Source organism: Rhodococcus sp. IEGM 1306 (assembly GCF_036541985.1).
In the GTDB taxonomy this organism is placed as follows: Bacteria; Actinomycetota; Actinomycetes; order Mycobacteriales; family Mycobacteriaceae; genus Rhodococcus_F; species Rhodococcus_F qingshengii.
The window spans coordinates 896051-911599 of record NZ_JAZHFF010000001.1 but is presented as its reverse complement, the minus strand read 5'-3'; the positions used below and the strand labels follow the sequence as shown (position 1 = coordinate 911599).

Sequence of the window (15549 nt, the reverse complement as noted above, 5' to 3'; positions counted from 1 at the left end):
AGTGCGGCCCATCGACCTTGCCCGTGAACACGGGTTGTCCGCACAGGCGATCCGCAACTACGACGATGCCGGCATCCTCCCTCCGACCGAGCGCAGCACCTACGACTACCGGCGATACACCCCAGTGCACGCGCAGGCCCTGCGAACTTTCCTCGCATTGCGCGGCGGTCACGGCCACCAGCGGGCCACGGAAATCATGCGTGCGACCAACCAGGGCGACACCGAGTCCGCCTATCGCCTGATCGACAGTGCACACGTGACACTGCTCGCCGAGCGAGGAACTCGCACCGAGGTAGCCACAGCGCTGGGGACTCTGTCCACCATGGCACCGGCACTGGTCCACGGTCCAGCGCTGACGGTGGGTGAGCTGGCGCGCCGTCTCGGCGTTCACCCGGCGACACTGCGCACATGGGAAGAGCACGGCATCCTGCGCCCCGAGCGCGAACAGGCAACGGGTTATCGCGAATACGGTTCGGAGTGTGTGCGCGACGCCGAGATCGCGCGGCAGCTGCGGCGCGGCGGCTACCGACTGTCGCAAGTCGCCCAGTTTCTCGATTCGCTGCGCGAGGCCGGCGGAGCAGACGCATTGTCAGCGTTCCTCGAATCCTGGCAAGACCGGCTGGCCACACGCAGTCGCAACCTTCTCGCCGGCGCAGCTCAGCTCGATGCCTATCTCACGATGCTGGATCAGACCTCGCCTGGTTGCCGATCAGCAAACGGTTGAGGCGTCAGTTCACAAGCCGCGCAAGGCTCCTCACCATCTCACCGACGGTGTCGGTCGACGGCCACGGGAATTCCGGGAGATCGGCCCGCAACATCACCTGTCCGTGCAGCGAAGTCCAGATCGATACCGCATCGACAAAAGTGTCTGTGCTGGCCGACCTCCCAGCGGCGACGCACGCGTCGAGGTTGGTCACCAGCGTGTTGAAGGCGGCCAGTCCTCGCGTATCCGATTGTGGTGACTGACCTTTCGGCCTGGACCACCCGAACAAGACCCGATACCGAGCGGGCTCGGAAATGCCGAACTCGACGTATGCCGAGCACCCGGCATACAGACCCTCGACCGGGTCGGGGTGTGCGGAAACGGCGTCGGCCACGGCGAGATGCAACTGCTCCAGCGATTCGGAGACCACCGCTTCGACAATGGCATCGCGATCGGAAAAGTGTCCGTAGATAGATGGTGCGGATATCCCGACTTCGCGAGCGACCGATCGGAGCGTCACCGCCTGATCCGATCCGGTGCGGGCGATGAGCGTCGCCGCTGCGGCGACGATCTCTCCGCGGAGCCGTGCGCCGCTTCCTCTCGGATTTCGGGCGCGAGTACTCCGAGAACCACTCGTCCCAGTTTCATCGGCATCTTCGGAAACATCACTCACCCGACAAACTTTACACATGTAAGGCGAAGGGGTACGTTCTCATCACTAAACATTCGTAAGGTTACATTCGTAAGGACATGATGAATTCCCTCGAACCCACTGACCGGCGACGATGGGCAGCACTGGGCGCCCTCTGCACATCCCTCGTCGTAGTCACGATCGACAACACCATCCTCAACACCGCTATCCCGACCCTTGCCCGCGAACTGCGGGCGACCACCGTCGACCTGCAATGGATCACCAACGCATACACATTGGCGTTCGCCGCCTTGCTCATCACGGCAGGTGGACTCGGCGCGAGATTCGGTCACCGTCGGATACTTCTGACCGGCCTCACCTTGTTCGCTCTCGGGTCAGCCTTCGCTGCCCTCTCTCACACGTCGTTGCAGCTGATCGGCTGGAGAACAGTGATGGGGGCAGCCGCCGCACTGGTCATGCCGGCGACGCTGTCACTTGTCGTCTCGATGTTCGCCCCGCACGAGAGAGGCCGGGCGATAGGAATCTGGTCTGCAACCGCCGGACTGGGAATCGCGATCGGCCCCGTAGCCGGTGGCGTACTACTCGAACATTTCAGTTGGGGAAGCGTCTTCTGGATAAACGTCCCACTGGTCGCCGGTGTGATCGCCGCGACGGTTTCTCTTGTGCCCCCGGCAAGAGGAATCACGAAGGGTTCGTTCGACATCCCCGGGCTCCTGTTGTCCGCCGGCGGACTGGCTTTGATCGTGGATGCCCTCACCCAGGCAAGCCTTCGCGGATGGTCGTCGCCCGTCACGCTAGTGGAGATCGTCAGCGCAACAGCACTTCTCGCTGTATTCATCTGGTGGGAGCTGCGGGCCTCGGCGCCGATGACCGACGTGCGCATCTTCACCAGTCGAGTGTTCAGCACCTCCAATGCCATCTTGGCCGTAACATTCTTCGCCCTTTTCGGAGTTCTCTTCACGTACACGCAATACCTCCAATTAGTTCGTGGTTACGGTCCATTGGTCGCCGGCGTCGGTGCAGTTCCGTTTGCGATAGTGATGGCGACTGTCGCCTCCAGCAGCGATCGTATGGTCGGCCGATTCGGCGTGCGCAGTTCGATCGCGACCGGTCTCGCAGTCATGTCCGCGGGACTGTTGGTCCTGTCGATCGCAGCAGATAGGTACGCACCGTTCGGAATCCTGGCTGCGATCATGGCACTGGTCGGCGCGGGGATGGGGTTGGTCATGGCTCCGGCCACAACCACGTCGATGTCTTCGGTTGCGCCCCAGCAGGCTTCGATGGCCAGTTCGATCAACAGCGTCGTGCGAGAGTTGGGTGGAGTTCTGGGCGTCGCCGTCATCGGGACGGTCGTAGCCACCGTTTTCCGGTCCCGCTTCGAACCCGGAGTCGACACTTCCACAGCCGATCCGGCGCAGATCCATGCCGGCGCTCCCCCCGCGAGTGCCTTGACCGACGCAGCGAACCAGGCTTACACCTCGGCGATGAGTACCGGAATCCAAATCTGTGCCGCAGTCGCGTTCGTCGGTGCGTTGGCCGTCATTGCACTGTTTCCCGCACCACGTCGCCCGGTTCCTTGTCCTCCCGCAGACCTCGCCAACTCGGATGACGCAGACGCTCGGTCTTCGTCCAATCCATGAACCGCACCTCACCGACGAGTTCCGGCCTCACCCACACCGCACCCTTGCGGTCATCTGCTGGAAGTTCCTCCCCGAACGGACTTTCCTTCTGACGCAGCGGTTCCAGTGTCGCAAGTAAAGACTCCAAGTCGCGATCACTGAAGCCGGTACCGACGCGCCCCACGTAGGTCAATCCATCCTCACCCGGAATTCCCATGAGCAGTGCCCCGATCCCCTGTGCTCGATTGCCCTGCCCAGTGCGCCACCCTCCGATCACCACCTCTTGAGTGCGCCAGTTCTTCACCTTGATCCAACTCGACCCACGCCGCCCCGGAAGGTAGACCGATGCACGACGTTTGGCGACAATCCCTTCCCATCCGGCATCGGTACTCACCTCCAACGCATTCTCCGCCGTGCCCTCGATCTGTGGAGGTACCTCGAGCTCACCGACCTTGCCCGCCAACGCATTCAACACGGTGCGCCGATCCGAGTAGGATTTCCGCAGCAAAGACACTCCGTCGAGGTACAGAAGATCGAAGGCCAGGAACACCGGCTCCCCACCTCGCTGGAGAAGACCGAAATCGGTGACCCCCGCGTCGTTGTACGCCACCACTTCACCGTCGAGAACCACGTCATGACCGTCCAGCACCTCGGCCAACCCGGCAAGGGCGGGATAGTCCCCGGTCTTGTCGTTACCCGCGCGACTGCGAAGTGACATTGTGCCCGAATGATATTCGAGAATCACTCGGATCCCGTCCCACTTACCTTCGAAAGCCCACTCCTGCGAGTCGAGACCCTCGAGCGTTCCAGCGGTGGCAAGCATCGGCTCGAGATTCTTGGGAAACTCCGTTCCGAAACTCGCGTTCTGATCCTTCATCAGATGCATCAACCACTGGTCACCCTTCGTCCGGATCAGCGCGAAGCGTCCCTGCACCCGTTTCCCACTGAGGCGCACGATCACCTCGTCTTCACGCCACTTCTCGGTCTCGTACGTCCCGGAATCCCAGATCGTCATCGAACCGCCGCCATACTCCCCCTTCGGAATCGTGCCCGAGAACGTGGCGTACTCGAGCGGGTGATCCTCGGTGTGCACGGCCAACCGATTCTCTCCGGCACTGGTCGGCACGCCCTTCGGAACAGCCCAGGACACGAGCACACCATCCCGCTCCAGGCGAACGTCGTAATGCAATCGTCTGGCGTGATGTTCCTGAATCACAAAGGTATTGCCCGCTGTCTCCTTGGTCACCGCAGCAGGGATCGGCTCCGGCGTCCGGTCGGCCGACCGCTTGTTGCGATAGTGCGTCAACGTGTCGGCTACAGCCGCCGAGACCGGCGGATCCAGATCGCCCAGCAGATCACCATCGGATTCGACGCGCTCCAGAACCTCGTCGAACAACAGATGCCGTAGTTTCGGATCGTCGAGTTCGTCCCAACTGCGCGGCGCGGCAACATAGGGTTGATCGCGACCGCGCATCGAGTACGGCGCAATGGTTGTCTTGGCTGCGTTGTTCTGACTCCAGTCCACGAAAATCTTGCCTGCCCGCACATTTCGAGCCATCGTCGCGGTGACGAGATCCGGGTGAAGCTTCTCGAGTCCGGTGGCGATCTGCTTGGCGACAGTCGACGCACCGCTGCCGTCCAAGGCTCGATCCAGTGGAACGTAGAGGTGAATTCCCTTGCTACCACTGGTTACCGGATAGGCAGTCCACCCCAGAGTTGCGACCAGATCTCGAATCGACCTCGCCACCTCGGCGCACTCGGTCAATCCGACGCCTTCGCCCGGGTCGAGATCGAATACCAGTCGTGTCGCCGGACCACGCTCGGAACCGTCGAATCGCCATTGGGGAACGTGCAATTCGAGTGCGGCCTGCTGCCCCAGCCACGCCAGGGATGCAACGGAATCGAAGACCGGGTAAGTGACGACACGATCAGAATGTTGCAGCGACGCACGCGTGAGCCACTGCGGGGCAGACGACGCAAGGTTCTTCTCGAAGAAGGACTGACCGTCCACGCCATTGGGCCAACGCTTACGAGTGCCCGGTCTACCGACGACATGCGGAAGCATGACTGCGGCGATACGGGTGTAGTAGTCGATGACTTCGGCCTTCGTGGTGCCGCTCTCGGGGTAGAGAATCTTGCCCAGATTGGTCACGGACACCGTTGTGCCGTCGAGCGTGATCTGACCCCGATCCGTCGTTGCCATTTCCTCATTGTGCTGGATAGTGCTGCATCTGGCAGTAGAAATCTGGTGGATCGGAAACCTGCCGCTGCGCCAGTCCACGGGCAAGACTGGATTCTCGAGGGGAGAGGAGACCACGATGACAGTTCGCAGTTCCGTGGAGCCGTTGGTGGACAACAACTGGCGGATGTTCGCCACCTGTAAAACAGTGGACCCGGCGGTGTTCTATTCGCCGGGTGAAGAGCGCGGACGCAATCGGGCTGCACGGGAGAGTTCCGCGAAGCAGGTGTGCTTCCGCTGCCCGGTCATTCGGGACTGCCTGACCTTTGCACTCGACACCGCTGAACCACACGGAGTATGGGGTGGGACGACACCGTCGGAGCGCCTTGCACTACGACGCTCAGCTGCGTGAACTCCGCTCACACGAGACCCCCGTCACGTCCGTACCGGACAAACAGGCAAGATGGCCTTGTGCCTATGACACGACGCGCTGTTGCCGTGACCGCGATCTTCGCTTGCTCGATCTTGTTGGGCTCGTGTTCGTCGCAGCCGGAGGCACCTGCGGCAGCGGACACCACGACCACGGTTCCCGAGGCATTCACCAAACTGCCCTCGACCACCGCCGTGGACAAGTGCGGACCCCAGAGCGGGACCACCCTCGAAGACGGTGTCTTGACCATCGCCACCGATTCGCCGGCGTACGCGCCGTGGTTCGTCGACAACACTCCGTCCAACGGCAAGGGCTTCGAGGGGGCGGTGGCCCGGGCCGTCGTCGACAAACTCGGGTACAACGCCGATCAGGTTCGCTTCACCACGGTCGCCTTCAACGACGCACTGAAACCAGGCCCCAAGGATTTCGACTTCGACGTCAATCAGTTCACGGTTTCCGGGGATCGCCGCGAGAACGTCGACTTCAGCTCGCCGTATTACGCAGTGGCGCAGTCGGTGATCGCCTCGCGCGGGAGCAAAGCCGCTGAGGCAAAGAATCTTGCGGATCTGGCCGGCTACCGTTTGGGCGCTCAGACCGGTTCCACCAGCCTCGCGGCGATCACCGACACGATTGTTCCGACCACTGCGCCACGCGAGTTCGCGACCACGGACGACGCGAAAGCTGCGCTGGCCGCGGGCGAGATCGACGCATTGGTCGTCGACATCCCGACCGGATTTCACATCACCGAGAACGAACTGCCCGGGTCGGTCATCGTGGGTCAGTTTCCGCGGCCCAACGCGGTCACCGAATTCTTCGGGTTCGTGCTCGAGAAGAACAGTCCTCTGACGGCGTGCGTCTCTGCCGCCGTGGATGCGCTCTACGCCGACGGCACCCTCGAGAGACTCGCAACCGAATGGATCACGGACAGCGCCGACGCGCCAGTCCTCGAGTAGTTCAGCCGGCGCGCCCACTGATCGCGCCGACGAAGACCTTCGGGATGTCTGCCGGTGTCGGAGCGAAGTGGCTGTTGCCGCCGGTGAGAGCCGAAATCTGCTCGAGCACATCGGTATCGGCGTCATCGGTGACACCGATGGTGATGATCGGTACCGGCCGCGTCGGGTCCTGCTCGCGAGTCAGGGTGTCGAGAAGTTCCTGCAGCGAGATACTCGACGGATCATCGTTCGCACCGTCGGTCAGTAGAATCACCGAATTGATCGAGGCCGGATCGTAGGTCTGTTGCATGGACCGATACGCGGCGAGAACGCTGTCGTACAAACCTGTTCCGCCGCCGACGATCGAAGAGAGGCTGTCGATCCGAGACAGCAGTTTGCTCCGATGATCCGTGTCGCCTTCAGTTGCATCCATACGGGCGACAGGTTCGAGTTCGCGGTAGTCCGTGCCCTCGCCGAGGTCTACGGAGAATGCCCAGAGACCCAATTGTGCGTTGGCGGGAAACATTCGGATCGCAATGTCACCGGCCTGTGCAGTCGCGGCCATTCGAGTGACCCCGTCCTGCATGTAGTCCATGGACCCCGAGACGTCGACAACTGCCAGCGCGCGGGAAGGCCTGGACAGAATCTCGTACCGCGCAAGCGCTTTGGTGACCACAGACGGATCGGACGGCACCAGCGAGCCAACACTTCCCACTCCACCGGCGACCGGTGGGGCCTGATCCGCGCCGCGGAACCCGAGGCCGGCAAGTACGGAGCGCCCGGTGTCCGATGTCAGCGCTGCCACCAGCAGTTTGCCGGCGTCGACCGCCGACGAGTCTGCACCCACACTTGCCATCGGGTAGTCCATGAAGACCGAACCGGACGACGGTACCGACGCGGTGAGTCGACTGTCCGCATGTGCGGCGAGATAAGCCTCGAAGGTCTGCTCGGTCGTCACCGCGGTCCCGCCGTCCGCGTCCACGGTTTGGATGCGTCCGGTCGAACCGGTTTCCTTCAGATTTCCGTACTGCGCTTGCGCCACCGGGACCAGGGCTGCCGAAATGGACGTGAGGTCACCGCCCCGCGACTGGGCCTCGGCAAAGGCTGCCACGATCGGTGCGCTGGAGACGGCACTGGTGAGGGGATCGCCGATGTGCAGTGCTGGAGCGCCGAGGACATCCGTCCAAGCGGCGGGTGCCTCGCTACCCGGCGCCGAGACAGTGACAACAGGGGTGGACGCGACCGAGTTGCTGATCCGGCGAATCTCCTGCCCGCTAGCCGAAACCTTGTCCAACCATTCGCTCGAATCAGGGATCCACAGTGCGGGTGCCGAACCGTCGGCGATCGCCGCGACGGTGAGCACGGGATCTTGCGGCGTCACGCTGAGCGAGCTGCACCCGAGTTCCGTAGCGGGGATGGCAGCGGCGACAGCTTCGAGTCCCGAGGCGATCGACGGATCGGCGGCCACGGTCACGGTTTCCGGGTTCTCACAACTGGTTGCCGTCGCAGCTGTGACAGCACTCGCACCGAGTTCTCCCTTGTCGCTGACGCTTTTGAACGTCACGGCGAATGCTGCGGTTCCACCGACTGCGACTACTGCCAAGAGTCCGATCAGAACCTGCACGGATCGAGGCATGGACGCAGGTGGTGCGCCGTACCCATGACGAGACGACATTGATCGAATCCTTTCCGGCGGGACCCGCATCAATAACCAACCGATGCCCGGTTTATCCCGCCGAAAAGAATCCTAACTCACGTTAGCGGTGAAGTAGCTCGATGTGGAAATCTCCACAACTAGGTGTAGATCTGGACAAACTGGGCCAGCGACTTCTCCACATCGCCTTTGAGCGCCCGCGCCACACTCGAACCGATCGGGCCGAACAACGGCGCGCCGCCCAACTCGACTGTCAGCGCGAGTTCCGACCCGTCGCCCTTTGCCTTCACGTCGAGTTCGAGACCGAGCTTGACCCCGCCCTTGCCGTCTCCCTTGAGCGAGATCGCCTTCGGAACGTCGTACTTCTTGATGGTCCACCGAACGCGGTTGCGCAGGCCCTTCACGGTCACGACCGAGCTGATCTCGGTGCCGACACCCAGTTGTTCGGGAAGTTCACTGCGCCATCCGTCGTGAACCACGAGCCAGTTTTCGTATCCACTGAGATCGGACGCCTTGTCCCACACTTCCTGAGGAGGAAGCGGAACGTCGATTTTCACTGTGAGCTTTGCCATGGCAGAACAATAAGCCCCGTGCGCCTTTTCCGTAACCAGAGGTACCAGAAAGACGCACGGGGCTTTGCCCCTCTTAGTGGCTGACAGCCTTTTCGACGCCGACGCCGGTGAGGGAGCGAACTTCCATCTCCGCCTGCTTTGCCGGATCTTCGATCTTGTTGCGTCCGATGTACGTACCGACGATGCCGAGGACGAATGCCAGCGGAATCGAGACGATGCCGGGGTTCGAGAGCGGGAACCAGGCGAAGTCGGAGTTCGGGAACATCGACGACGGCTTGCCCGACACTGCCGGGGAGAACACGATCAGCGTCAAGCAGCTGACCAAACCGCCGTAGATGCTGAAGAGCGCACCGGTGGTGTTGAACTTCTTCCAGAACAGCGAGTACAGCAGGGTGGGCAGGTTCGCCGAGGCCGCCACTGCGAAGGCGAGGGCCACCAGGAAGGCGATGTTCTGCCCCATCGCCATGATGCCGAGAACGATGGAGACGAGTCCGATGACCACGACGGTGATTCGAGAAACTCGAACCTGCTGCTCCTCGGTTGCGTTGCCGCGCTTGATGACACTGGCGTAGATGTCGTGAGCGAACGACGCAGAAGCAGTGATCGCGAGACCGGCAACGACGGCGAGGATGGTCGCGAACGCCACCGCGGAGATGATGCCGAGGAAGATGGTGCCACCGAGCTCGAAGGCGAGTAGCGGAGCGGCCGCGTTCTCCTTACCAGGCGCTGCCAAGATCTTGTCCGGTCCGACCATGCTAGCCGCGCCGTAGCCGAGAACCAGTGTGAACAGGTAGAAGGCACCGATGAGCGCGATCGCCCAGGTCACCGAGCGGCGAGCTTCCTTGGCAGTGGGCACCGTGTAGAAACGCATCAGCACGTGCGGCAGGCCCGCGGTGCCGAGCACCAAAGCGATTCCGAGAGAGATGAAGTCGAGCTTCGTCATTCCGGAAAGACCGTACTTGGCACCGGGGCCGAGGATGTCGCGTCCCTGCACACCCTTGGTGGTGGAACTGTTGACCATGTCCTGCGCATTGGCGAGCAACTGAGAGAAGTTGCCGCGCACTGCCCACAGAACGAGTACGAACATGATTCCGGCTCCGGCAACCAGCAGAACTGCCTTGACCATCTGTACGTAGGTGGTGCCCTTCATGCCGCCGACCAAGACGTACACGATCATCAGCACACCCACGATCGCGACGACGATCGACTGTCCCACCTTGCCGTCGATGTTGAGCAGCAGCGCGACAAGTCCACCGGCGCCGGCCATCTGGGCAAGAAGATAGAAGAGGGAAACGGCCAGAGTGGACAGGGCTGCCGCCATGCGCACCGGACGCTGCTTGAGCCTGAAGCTCAGGACGTCGGCCATCGTGAATCTGCCTGTGTTCCTGAGCAATTCGGCGACCAGGAGCAGTGCAACCAACCAGGCGACAAGGAAGCCGATGGAGTACAGGAAGCCGTCGTAGCCGTACACGGCGATCGCACCTGCGATACCGAGGAACGATGCCGCCGAGAGGTAGTCACCGGCGATGGCGAACCCGTTCTGCGGGCCGGTGAACTGCCCACCGCCGGTGTAGAAGTCGGACGCCTTCTTGGTGGTCCGGCTGGCGCGGATCACCAGCGTCATGGTCACGACGACAAAAGCGAGGAAGATCGCGATGTTGAAGGCTGGGTTTCCTACGTCCGTTCCGGACGCGGCGAGTGTGGTGATCACTGTGCGGGACCTTCCAGTTCTTCACGGATGGCGGCGGAGCGGGGATCGAGCTCACGACCGGCGAACTTCACGTACCACGCGGTGATGGCGAAGGTCGTGACGAATTGCCCGAGGCCGAGGATGATGCCGAGATTGATGTTGCCGAGGACCTTGGTGGCCATGAAGTCGTGGGCATAGGTAGCCAGGACGACGTACACCGCATACCAGAGCAGGAAGAATGCAGTGATGGGGAAAACGAACTTGCGCAGACGCGTTCGGAGTTCCTGGAATTCGGGACTCGCTTGCATGTCTATGAATGCCTGGGCATCCGGGGTGCGTCGCTCTTGCGGCGACCCCTCACTGATTTCTGCTGTGGACACTGCCGGCTCCTCGCCTCGCGTGTGAAGTGAACTACGCACAGACGTTAGTGAGATCGGAGTCACATGAAGACGCTGTGGCGCCAGTCACACGGTGAGCAGTCGCGCGCTGCGCCGAACGGTCAGGCAGGCGCGACCAACGGCAGAGGGTTCGGGCGGTGAAAGTCAGGGTCGGCGGAGATCGTCTTCGCGATCGGAGCCCATTCCGAGACGTTCCGGGGCGTGCATCCGCGTGAAGATTCGCGCAATATCTGCCGGTATCTGCTTCGACGACACCTTGCTCACGACGATCATCGTGAGGAACGCCAGCGGCACGCTCACCGCGGCCGGGAACGCGAAAATGGCTGCCGGCCAGCCACCGAGGACGTCCTCCGACAAACCACCCAGGACGGCGACAGTAGCGGCAGTGCCCGCAACACATCCACCGACAACCATCCCCGCCCCCGCGCCGACGGCAGTCAGACCGCGCCACCAGATACCCAATACGAGCAGTGGGCAGAGCGTCGACGCAGCGACTGCGAACACCAAACCGACGGTTCTCGAGAGGTCGACCGACACCACCGCCAGCGACAGCACGAGAGGAACGACCCCGGCCAGTAGCGCTGCAATACGGAAGTCTCGAACTCGACCACGGAGAACATCGGTACTGACGACGCCGGCGATGCTGACGAGCAATCCGGACGACGTCGACAGGAAAGCGGCGATGGCACCGGACGCCACGAGGGCTGCCAGCAGTTGTCCGCCCCACCCCGAGAACACCGAGCCCGGCAACAGCAGCACCGCCGCGTCAGAGGTGCCGGTGATCAGAAGTTGCGGGACGTACAGACGCGCGAAGACGCCGAGGAGTGTCGGAAACAGGTAGAACACGCTGACCAGACCGACAACGGCGAGCGACGTCAGACGGGCTGCCCGGCCGTCGGGGTTGGTGTAGAACCGGACGAGAACATGAGGAAGGCCGAGCGTTCCGAGGAAGGTCGCGAGCATCAGCGAGTACACCTGGTACATCGGGTGCGGCCCACCGAAACCCCAACCCGGGGTGATCCAGTCAGAGTTCTGCGCGGGCGCTCCGGCGACGACAGGGACGGCGGCTCCCGCGTCGAGGACCATGGACATGCCTTCACCGAGAGTGTGCTCCCCCGGCCCCAGGGTCATCGTGCCTTCGACCGCTCGCCCGTCGACTGTGCCGCCGCTGACCGTCACCGGCTCGGACACCTGGACGACGACGTCGGTGGTGATGTCGACGGTCGTCGCAGTGGTGACCGTCGGCGGCATCGACGCGCCGACGTCGTGGTGATCGCCGAAGAAGTAGAAGGTCAGTGCCACAGCGGGAATCGCGACGGCAGTCAGTTTCAGCCAGTACTGGAAGGCCTGAACGAAGGTGATCGAGCGCATCCCGCCGCCGACGACGTTGGCGATGACGATGACCCCGACCGCTACGCCGCCGATCCAACTGGGAACCCCGAGCAAGATATTGAGCGTCAGTCCCGCGCCTTGGAACTGTGGAATCAAATACAGGATGCACACCATCGCGACCACGAGCATCGCGAGCTTGCGCAATCGCGGTGAGCCGAGACGGAACTCGGCGAAATCGGGGACGGTATACGCACCGGAACGCCGAAGCGGCGCTGCGACGAACAGCAGCAGGGCGAGGTATCCGGCGGTGAAGCCGATGGGATACCAGAGTGCGTCGGCGCCGTACTTGGCGACCAGCCCCGCAACACCGAGAAACGAAGCAGCAGAGAGGTACTCGCCGGAGATGGCCGTCGCATTCCACCGCGCACTGACGGTTCTGGACGCGACGAGAAAGTCCGAGGTGGTACGAGCGAGCCGAACGCCGTAGATTCCGATAGCCACCGTCGCGACAGCTGCTGCCACGATGCCGAGCACCGTCAACACCGGGATAGGTTGTCCTCCCACAGTGCCGCGCTCAGTCGTCCACGATGTCGTTGAAGTCCTGCTCGTTTCGCTCCGCACGACGCACGAACACCCAACCGGTCGTCAACAGCAAGGGATACACGGCGCCGCCCATCACGAGCCAGGGCAACCGGATGCCAAGGACCGCGACCTCCGACAGCGTCGGGAAGAGATGCGTCAGCAGCGGCACCGCACACAGGAGCCCGGCTGCCACGACGGCAAGGCGAATCGTCAGTCCCAACTGCGCGCGAACGAGACCGCGGATCATGGCGTCACCGACTTCGGTCTGTTCCTGCACCTCCACCCGTGTTCGCACGATCCGTGCGCCACTACGTTGCGCCAACACAACGCGCGCACGCTGCGGAGGATCGGACTGCGACGTCACCGCGACAACCAACTCTGCTTGGGCGCACGAACCAGTCGATCCTTGAGTTCACGGGTGTGTCTGCGACTGACCGGAAGCTCGACGGGAGGTTTGTCACCGTGCGGGCGCAGACAGACCACCAATCCACTGCCTACTGTTCGGATGCCGGTGACCAGCGCCAGAGATACCAGGTAGGAGCGGTGCACACGCAAGAAGCCCGCGTCGGCCCAGCGTGATTCGAGCGTCGAGATCGGGATGCGCACCAGGTGCGACTTTCCAGCGGTGTGCAAACGCGCGTAGTCCCCGTCGGCTTCCACCCACTCCACCGAGGAACGCTGAACGAGCGTCGTGACACCGCCCAGTTCCACCGGGATCACCTCGTCCGTGGGCGCAGCTTCGGGTTTGCTCTCACTCTTGGTGCGCCCGGCGAGCCCCACGATCCGCTGAACGGCCTGAGCGAGACGCTCCTCCCGGAGCGGTTTGAGTAGGTAGTCGACGGCGCCGAGATCGAATGCGTCAACCGCTCGATCGTCGTGCGCTGTCACGAACACCACGGGCGGTGGCGTCGCGAAATTGGAGAGGATGCCGGCCAGTTCGAGACCGTCGAGTCCGGGCATGTTGATGTCGAGAAACACCGCGTCGATGCTTCCACCGCGCAGTATCCGCAACGCTGTCGTCGCATCCGATGCCGTGTGAACGTGCGCCACCGAGTCCTCGGCGCGCAGCAAGAAGGCCAGCTCGTCGAGGGCTGGTTTCTCGTCGTCGACGGCAAGGACGGTCAGCTGGGCATCAGTGTCAGTCTCGTTCACAACAGGTCCATGTTCCCACGACGGTTTCAGCCTGATCATCGAAGGCGAGAATCAGACGTGAATACCCTGCTTGAACTTGGGAACACGCATGCTGACCTTCGTACCGGCACCCGGCGCTGTCTCCACCACGAGTCCGTAGTCGTTGCCGAACGCGGCACGAAGTCTGTCGTCGACGTTGGCCAAACCGACGTGAGCAGCTTCTCGTGCGCTGGGTCGCCCCGATCCCGACTCGATGGCGTCGAGCGAACCGGAGCGCAGTAGTTCGGGGTCCATCCCCACACCGTCGTCCTCGACGCTGATGATGCAGTCCGGTCCCTCGTCCGCAGCCACGATGCTCACGGTCCCGCCCTCCGGCTTACTCGAAATGCCGTGACGAACCGCGTTCTCGACCAGCGGCTGGAGGGCAAGGAAAGGAAGAACCACGTTGAGCACTTCGGGTGCTATCTGAAGGCGGACGTTCAGAGCCTCCCCGAATCGCGCGCGTTCGAGGGTCAGGTAACGATCGATGTTGCGCAGCTCGTCGGCGAGCAGGGTGAACTCACCCGCAGATCGGAACGAGTACCGCGTGAAGTCCGCGAACTCGAGGATCAGTTCTCTGGCCCGCGCCGGATCGGTTCGAACAAACGATGCGACCGTGTTGAGCGCGTTGTAGATGAAATGAGGACTGATCTGTGCGCGCAGGGCACGCACTTCGGCTCGATCCAACAGGGCTCTGGACGCGTCGAGGTCGGCGAGTTCGATCTGACTGCAGGCATATCGTGCCACCTCGGTGACCGCTCCGAGCATTCCCGGCCACGGGTCCTCGCTGGTGACGATTCCCAGTACGCCGACCACGCCGATGTCCTCGATCAGCAGGGGCTGAGCGATCAGCGCTCGCACATGGTGATCGCTCGGTCCGCGCACCAGGTCCGAGTGCGTGACGAGTACCCGGCGTCCGCCTTCGATCGCACGAATGGCGGCGTCGTGGAATTGTTCGGACAACGCTTCGTGACGGCCGTCCCACGCCAACAGGTTTCCCGACGCGTCTGCCAGGCCCAGACCGGAGCCGCCGGTCAGCTCACGTAGGTGAGGCGCCGCCTCGGCGGCCGAATTCTCGTCGAGTCCACGCCGAAGTGGCCGCGCGGCAAGCGAAGCCGTATGGAGAGCGGCATGGACGGCACGTTCGGTGGGGGTGGTCACCTCACGTCTGGTGCGCATCCACACAGCCGTCAGCGCCCCGGCCACTGCGAGAATCAGCACGCTGAGAAGCGCGACCACGGCCGGACTCAAGGCGAGTCCTCGTCCAGTTTCCGTATCAGTGTTTTCGGAGCCACCGTGCGGTACGCATCTTCGACGACGTCGGCTACGTCGTTCCAGAATTTCTCGTCCTCGGTCTCGTCGGCACTCGGAACGTCGAGGTACACGCCGATCCATCCCCGGCCACCCACGTACGGAGGGACGAAGAACCTCGACGGGTCACGACTGACCCAATCTGCCTGCGCCCCAGGTGGGGCCGCGGCCCAGATCGCGACGCGATCGTCGTGGTGGTGATCTGCCATGGTGACGAACTGCGGCGCCTTGCGCACGAACCACGACGCTTCACCGTGGCTGACCCGCTCGGTCGCCTCCGGCAATGCCAGTGCAAGAGCGCGGATTCGCTCCAACGGCGTCATCG

15 protein-coding genes are annotated in these 15549 nt (G+C 62.9%); 4 read left to right on the top strand and 11 right to left on the bottom strand.

Annotation, left to right across the window (positions count from 1 at the left end):
• Position 1: 1 nt before the first annotated feature.
• Positions 2 to 724 (top strand): MerR family transcriptional regulator, encoded by a 723-nt coding sequence (locus tag V3587_RS04530; protein ID WP_283376166.1) that lies wholly within the window; start codon positions 2 to 4, stop codon positions 722 to 724.
• 4 nt (positions 725 to 728) lie between these two features.
• Here the strand turns inward: V3587_RS04530 and V3587_RS04525 are convergent, their stop codons facing one another.
• The gene (locus V3587_RS04525; RefSeq protein WP_003940096.1) at positions 729 to 1376 is read right to left on the bottom strand and encodes a TetR/AcrR family transcriptional regulator; all 648 of its coding nucleotides are present in this window, start codon (positions 1374 to 1376) and stop codon (positions 729 to 731) included.
• Between the two features lie 77 nt (positions 1377 to 1453).
• On the opposite strand from V3587_RS04525, the gene V3587_RS04520 reads away from it, so the two are divergent.
• Positions 1454 to 2995, top strand: coding sequence for an MFS transporter (locus V3587_RS04520; protein ID WP_283376165.1), 1542 nt, complete (start codon positions 1454 to 1456; stop codon positions 2993 to 2995).
• Here the strand turns inward: V3587_RS04520 and V3587_RS04515 are convergent.
• A complete protein-coding gene (locus V3587_RS04515; protein ID WP_283376164.1) occupies positions 2895 to 5177 on the bottom strand; it encodes an ATP-dependent DNA ligase in 2283 nt (760 codons plus the stop codon). The genes V3587_RS04520 and V3587_RS04515 overlap by 101 nt on opposite strands.
• 115 nt (positions 5178 to 5292) lie before the next feature.
• Between V3587_RS04515 and V3587_RS04510 the strand changes: the two genes are divergently transcribed.
• Both V3587_RS04510 and V3587_RS04505 read left to right on the top strand, forming a co-directional pair.
• A complete protein-coding gene (locus V3587_RS04510) occupies positions 5293 to 5565 on the top strand; it encodes a WhiB family transcriptional regulator (RefSeq protein ID WP_050654722.1) in 273 nt (90 codons plus the stop codon).
• Positions 5566 to 5630: 65 nt separating this feature from the next.
• Positions 5631 to 6536 (top strand): ABC transporter substrate-binding protein, encoded by a 906-nt coding sequence (locus V3587_RS04505; protein ID WP_030534940.1) that lies wholly within the window; start codon positions 5631 to 5633, stop codon positions 6534 to 6536.
• Between the two features lies 1 nt (position 6537).
• On the opposite strand, the gene V3587_RS04500 is transcribed toward V3587_RS04505, so the two are convergent.
• The 9 genes from V3587_RS04500 to V3587_RS04460 form a co-directional block, all read right to left on the bottom strand.
• Positions 6538 to 8190: a substrate-binding domain-containing protein gene (locus tag V3587_RS04500; RefSeq protein WP_283376163.1), complete on the bottom strand. Its 1653-nt coding sequence runs from the start codon at positions 8188 to 8190 to the stop codon at positions 6538 to 6540.
• 119 nt (positions 8191 to 8309) lie between these two features.
• Positions 8310 to 8741: a type II toxin-antitoxin system Rv0910 family toxin gene (locus V3587_RS04495; protein ID WP_003939735.1), complete on the bottom strand. Its 432-nt coding sequence runs from the start codon at positions 8739 to 8741 to the stop codon at positions 8310 to 8312.
• Positions 8742 to 8814: 73 nt separating this feature from the next.
• Entirely contained in the window at positions 8815 to 10452 is a 1638-nt protein-coding gene (locus tag V3587_RS04490) for a solute symporter family protein (protein ID WP_003939876.1), read from the bottom strand.
• Entirely contained in the window at positions 10449 to 10811 is a 363-nt protein-coding gene (locus V3587_RS04485; RefSeq protein ID WP_003939976.1) for a DUF485 domain-containing protein, read from the bottom strand. The genes V3587_RS04490 and V3587_RS04485 overlap by 4 nt, the downstream gene beginning before the upstream one ends.
• Positions 10812 to 10973: 162 nt before the next feature.
• Positions 10974 to 12725 (bottom strand): sodium/solute symporter, encoded by a 1752-nt coding sequence (locus V3587_RS04480; protein ID WP_037128497.1) that lies wholly within the window; start codon positions 12723 to 12725, stop codon positions 10974 to 10976.
• 10 nt (positions 12726 to 12735) lie between these two features.
• Entirely contained in the window at positions 12736 to 13107 is a 372-nt protein-coding gene (locus tag V3587_RS04475) for a hypothetical protein (protein WP_283376162.1), read from the bottom strand.
• Positions 13104 to 13895: a LytR/AlgR family response regulator transcription factor gene (locus V3587_RS04470; RefSeq protein ID WP_003939723.1), complete on the bottom strand. Its 792-nt coding sequence runs from the start codon at positions 13893 to 13895 to the stop codon at positions 13104 to 13106. Before V3587_RS04470 ends, V3587_RS04475 begins: the two co-directional genes overlap by 4 nt.
• Positions 13896 to 13946: 51 nt before the next feature.
• On the bottom strand, positions 13947 to 15164 hold the full coding sequence (locus tag V3587_RS04465; RefSeq protein ID WP_283376161.1) for a sensor histidine kinase: 1218 nt from the start codon (positions 15162 to 15164) through the stop codon (positions 13947 to 13949).
• Entirely contained in the window at positions 15161 to 15547 is a 387-nt protein-coding gene (locus V3587_RS04460) for an MmcQ/YjbR family DNA-binding protein (protein WP_007727762.1), read from the bottom strand. Before V3587_RS04460 ends, V3587_RS04465 begins: the two co-directional genes overlap by 4 nt.
• Positions 15548 to 15549: the final 2 nt, after the last annotated feature.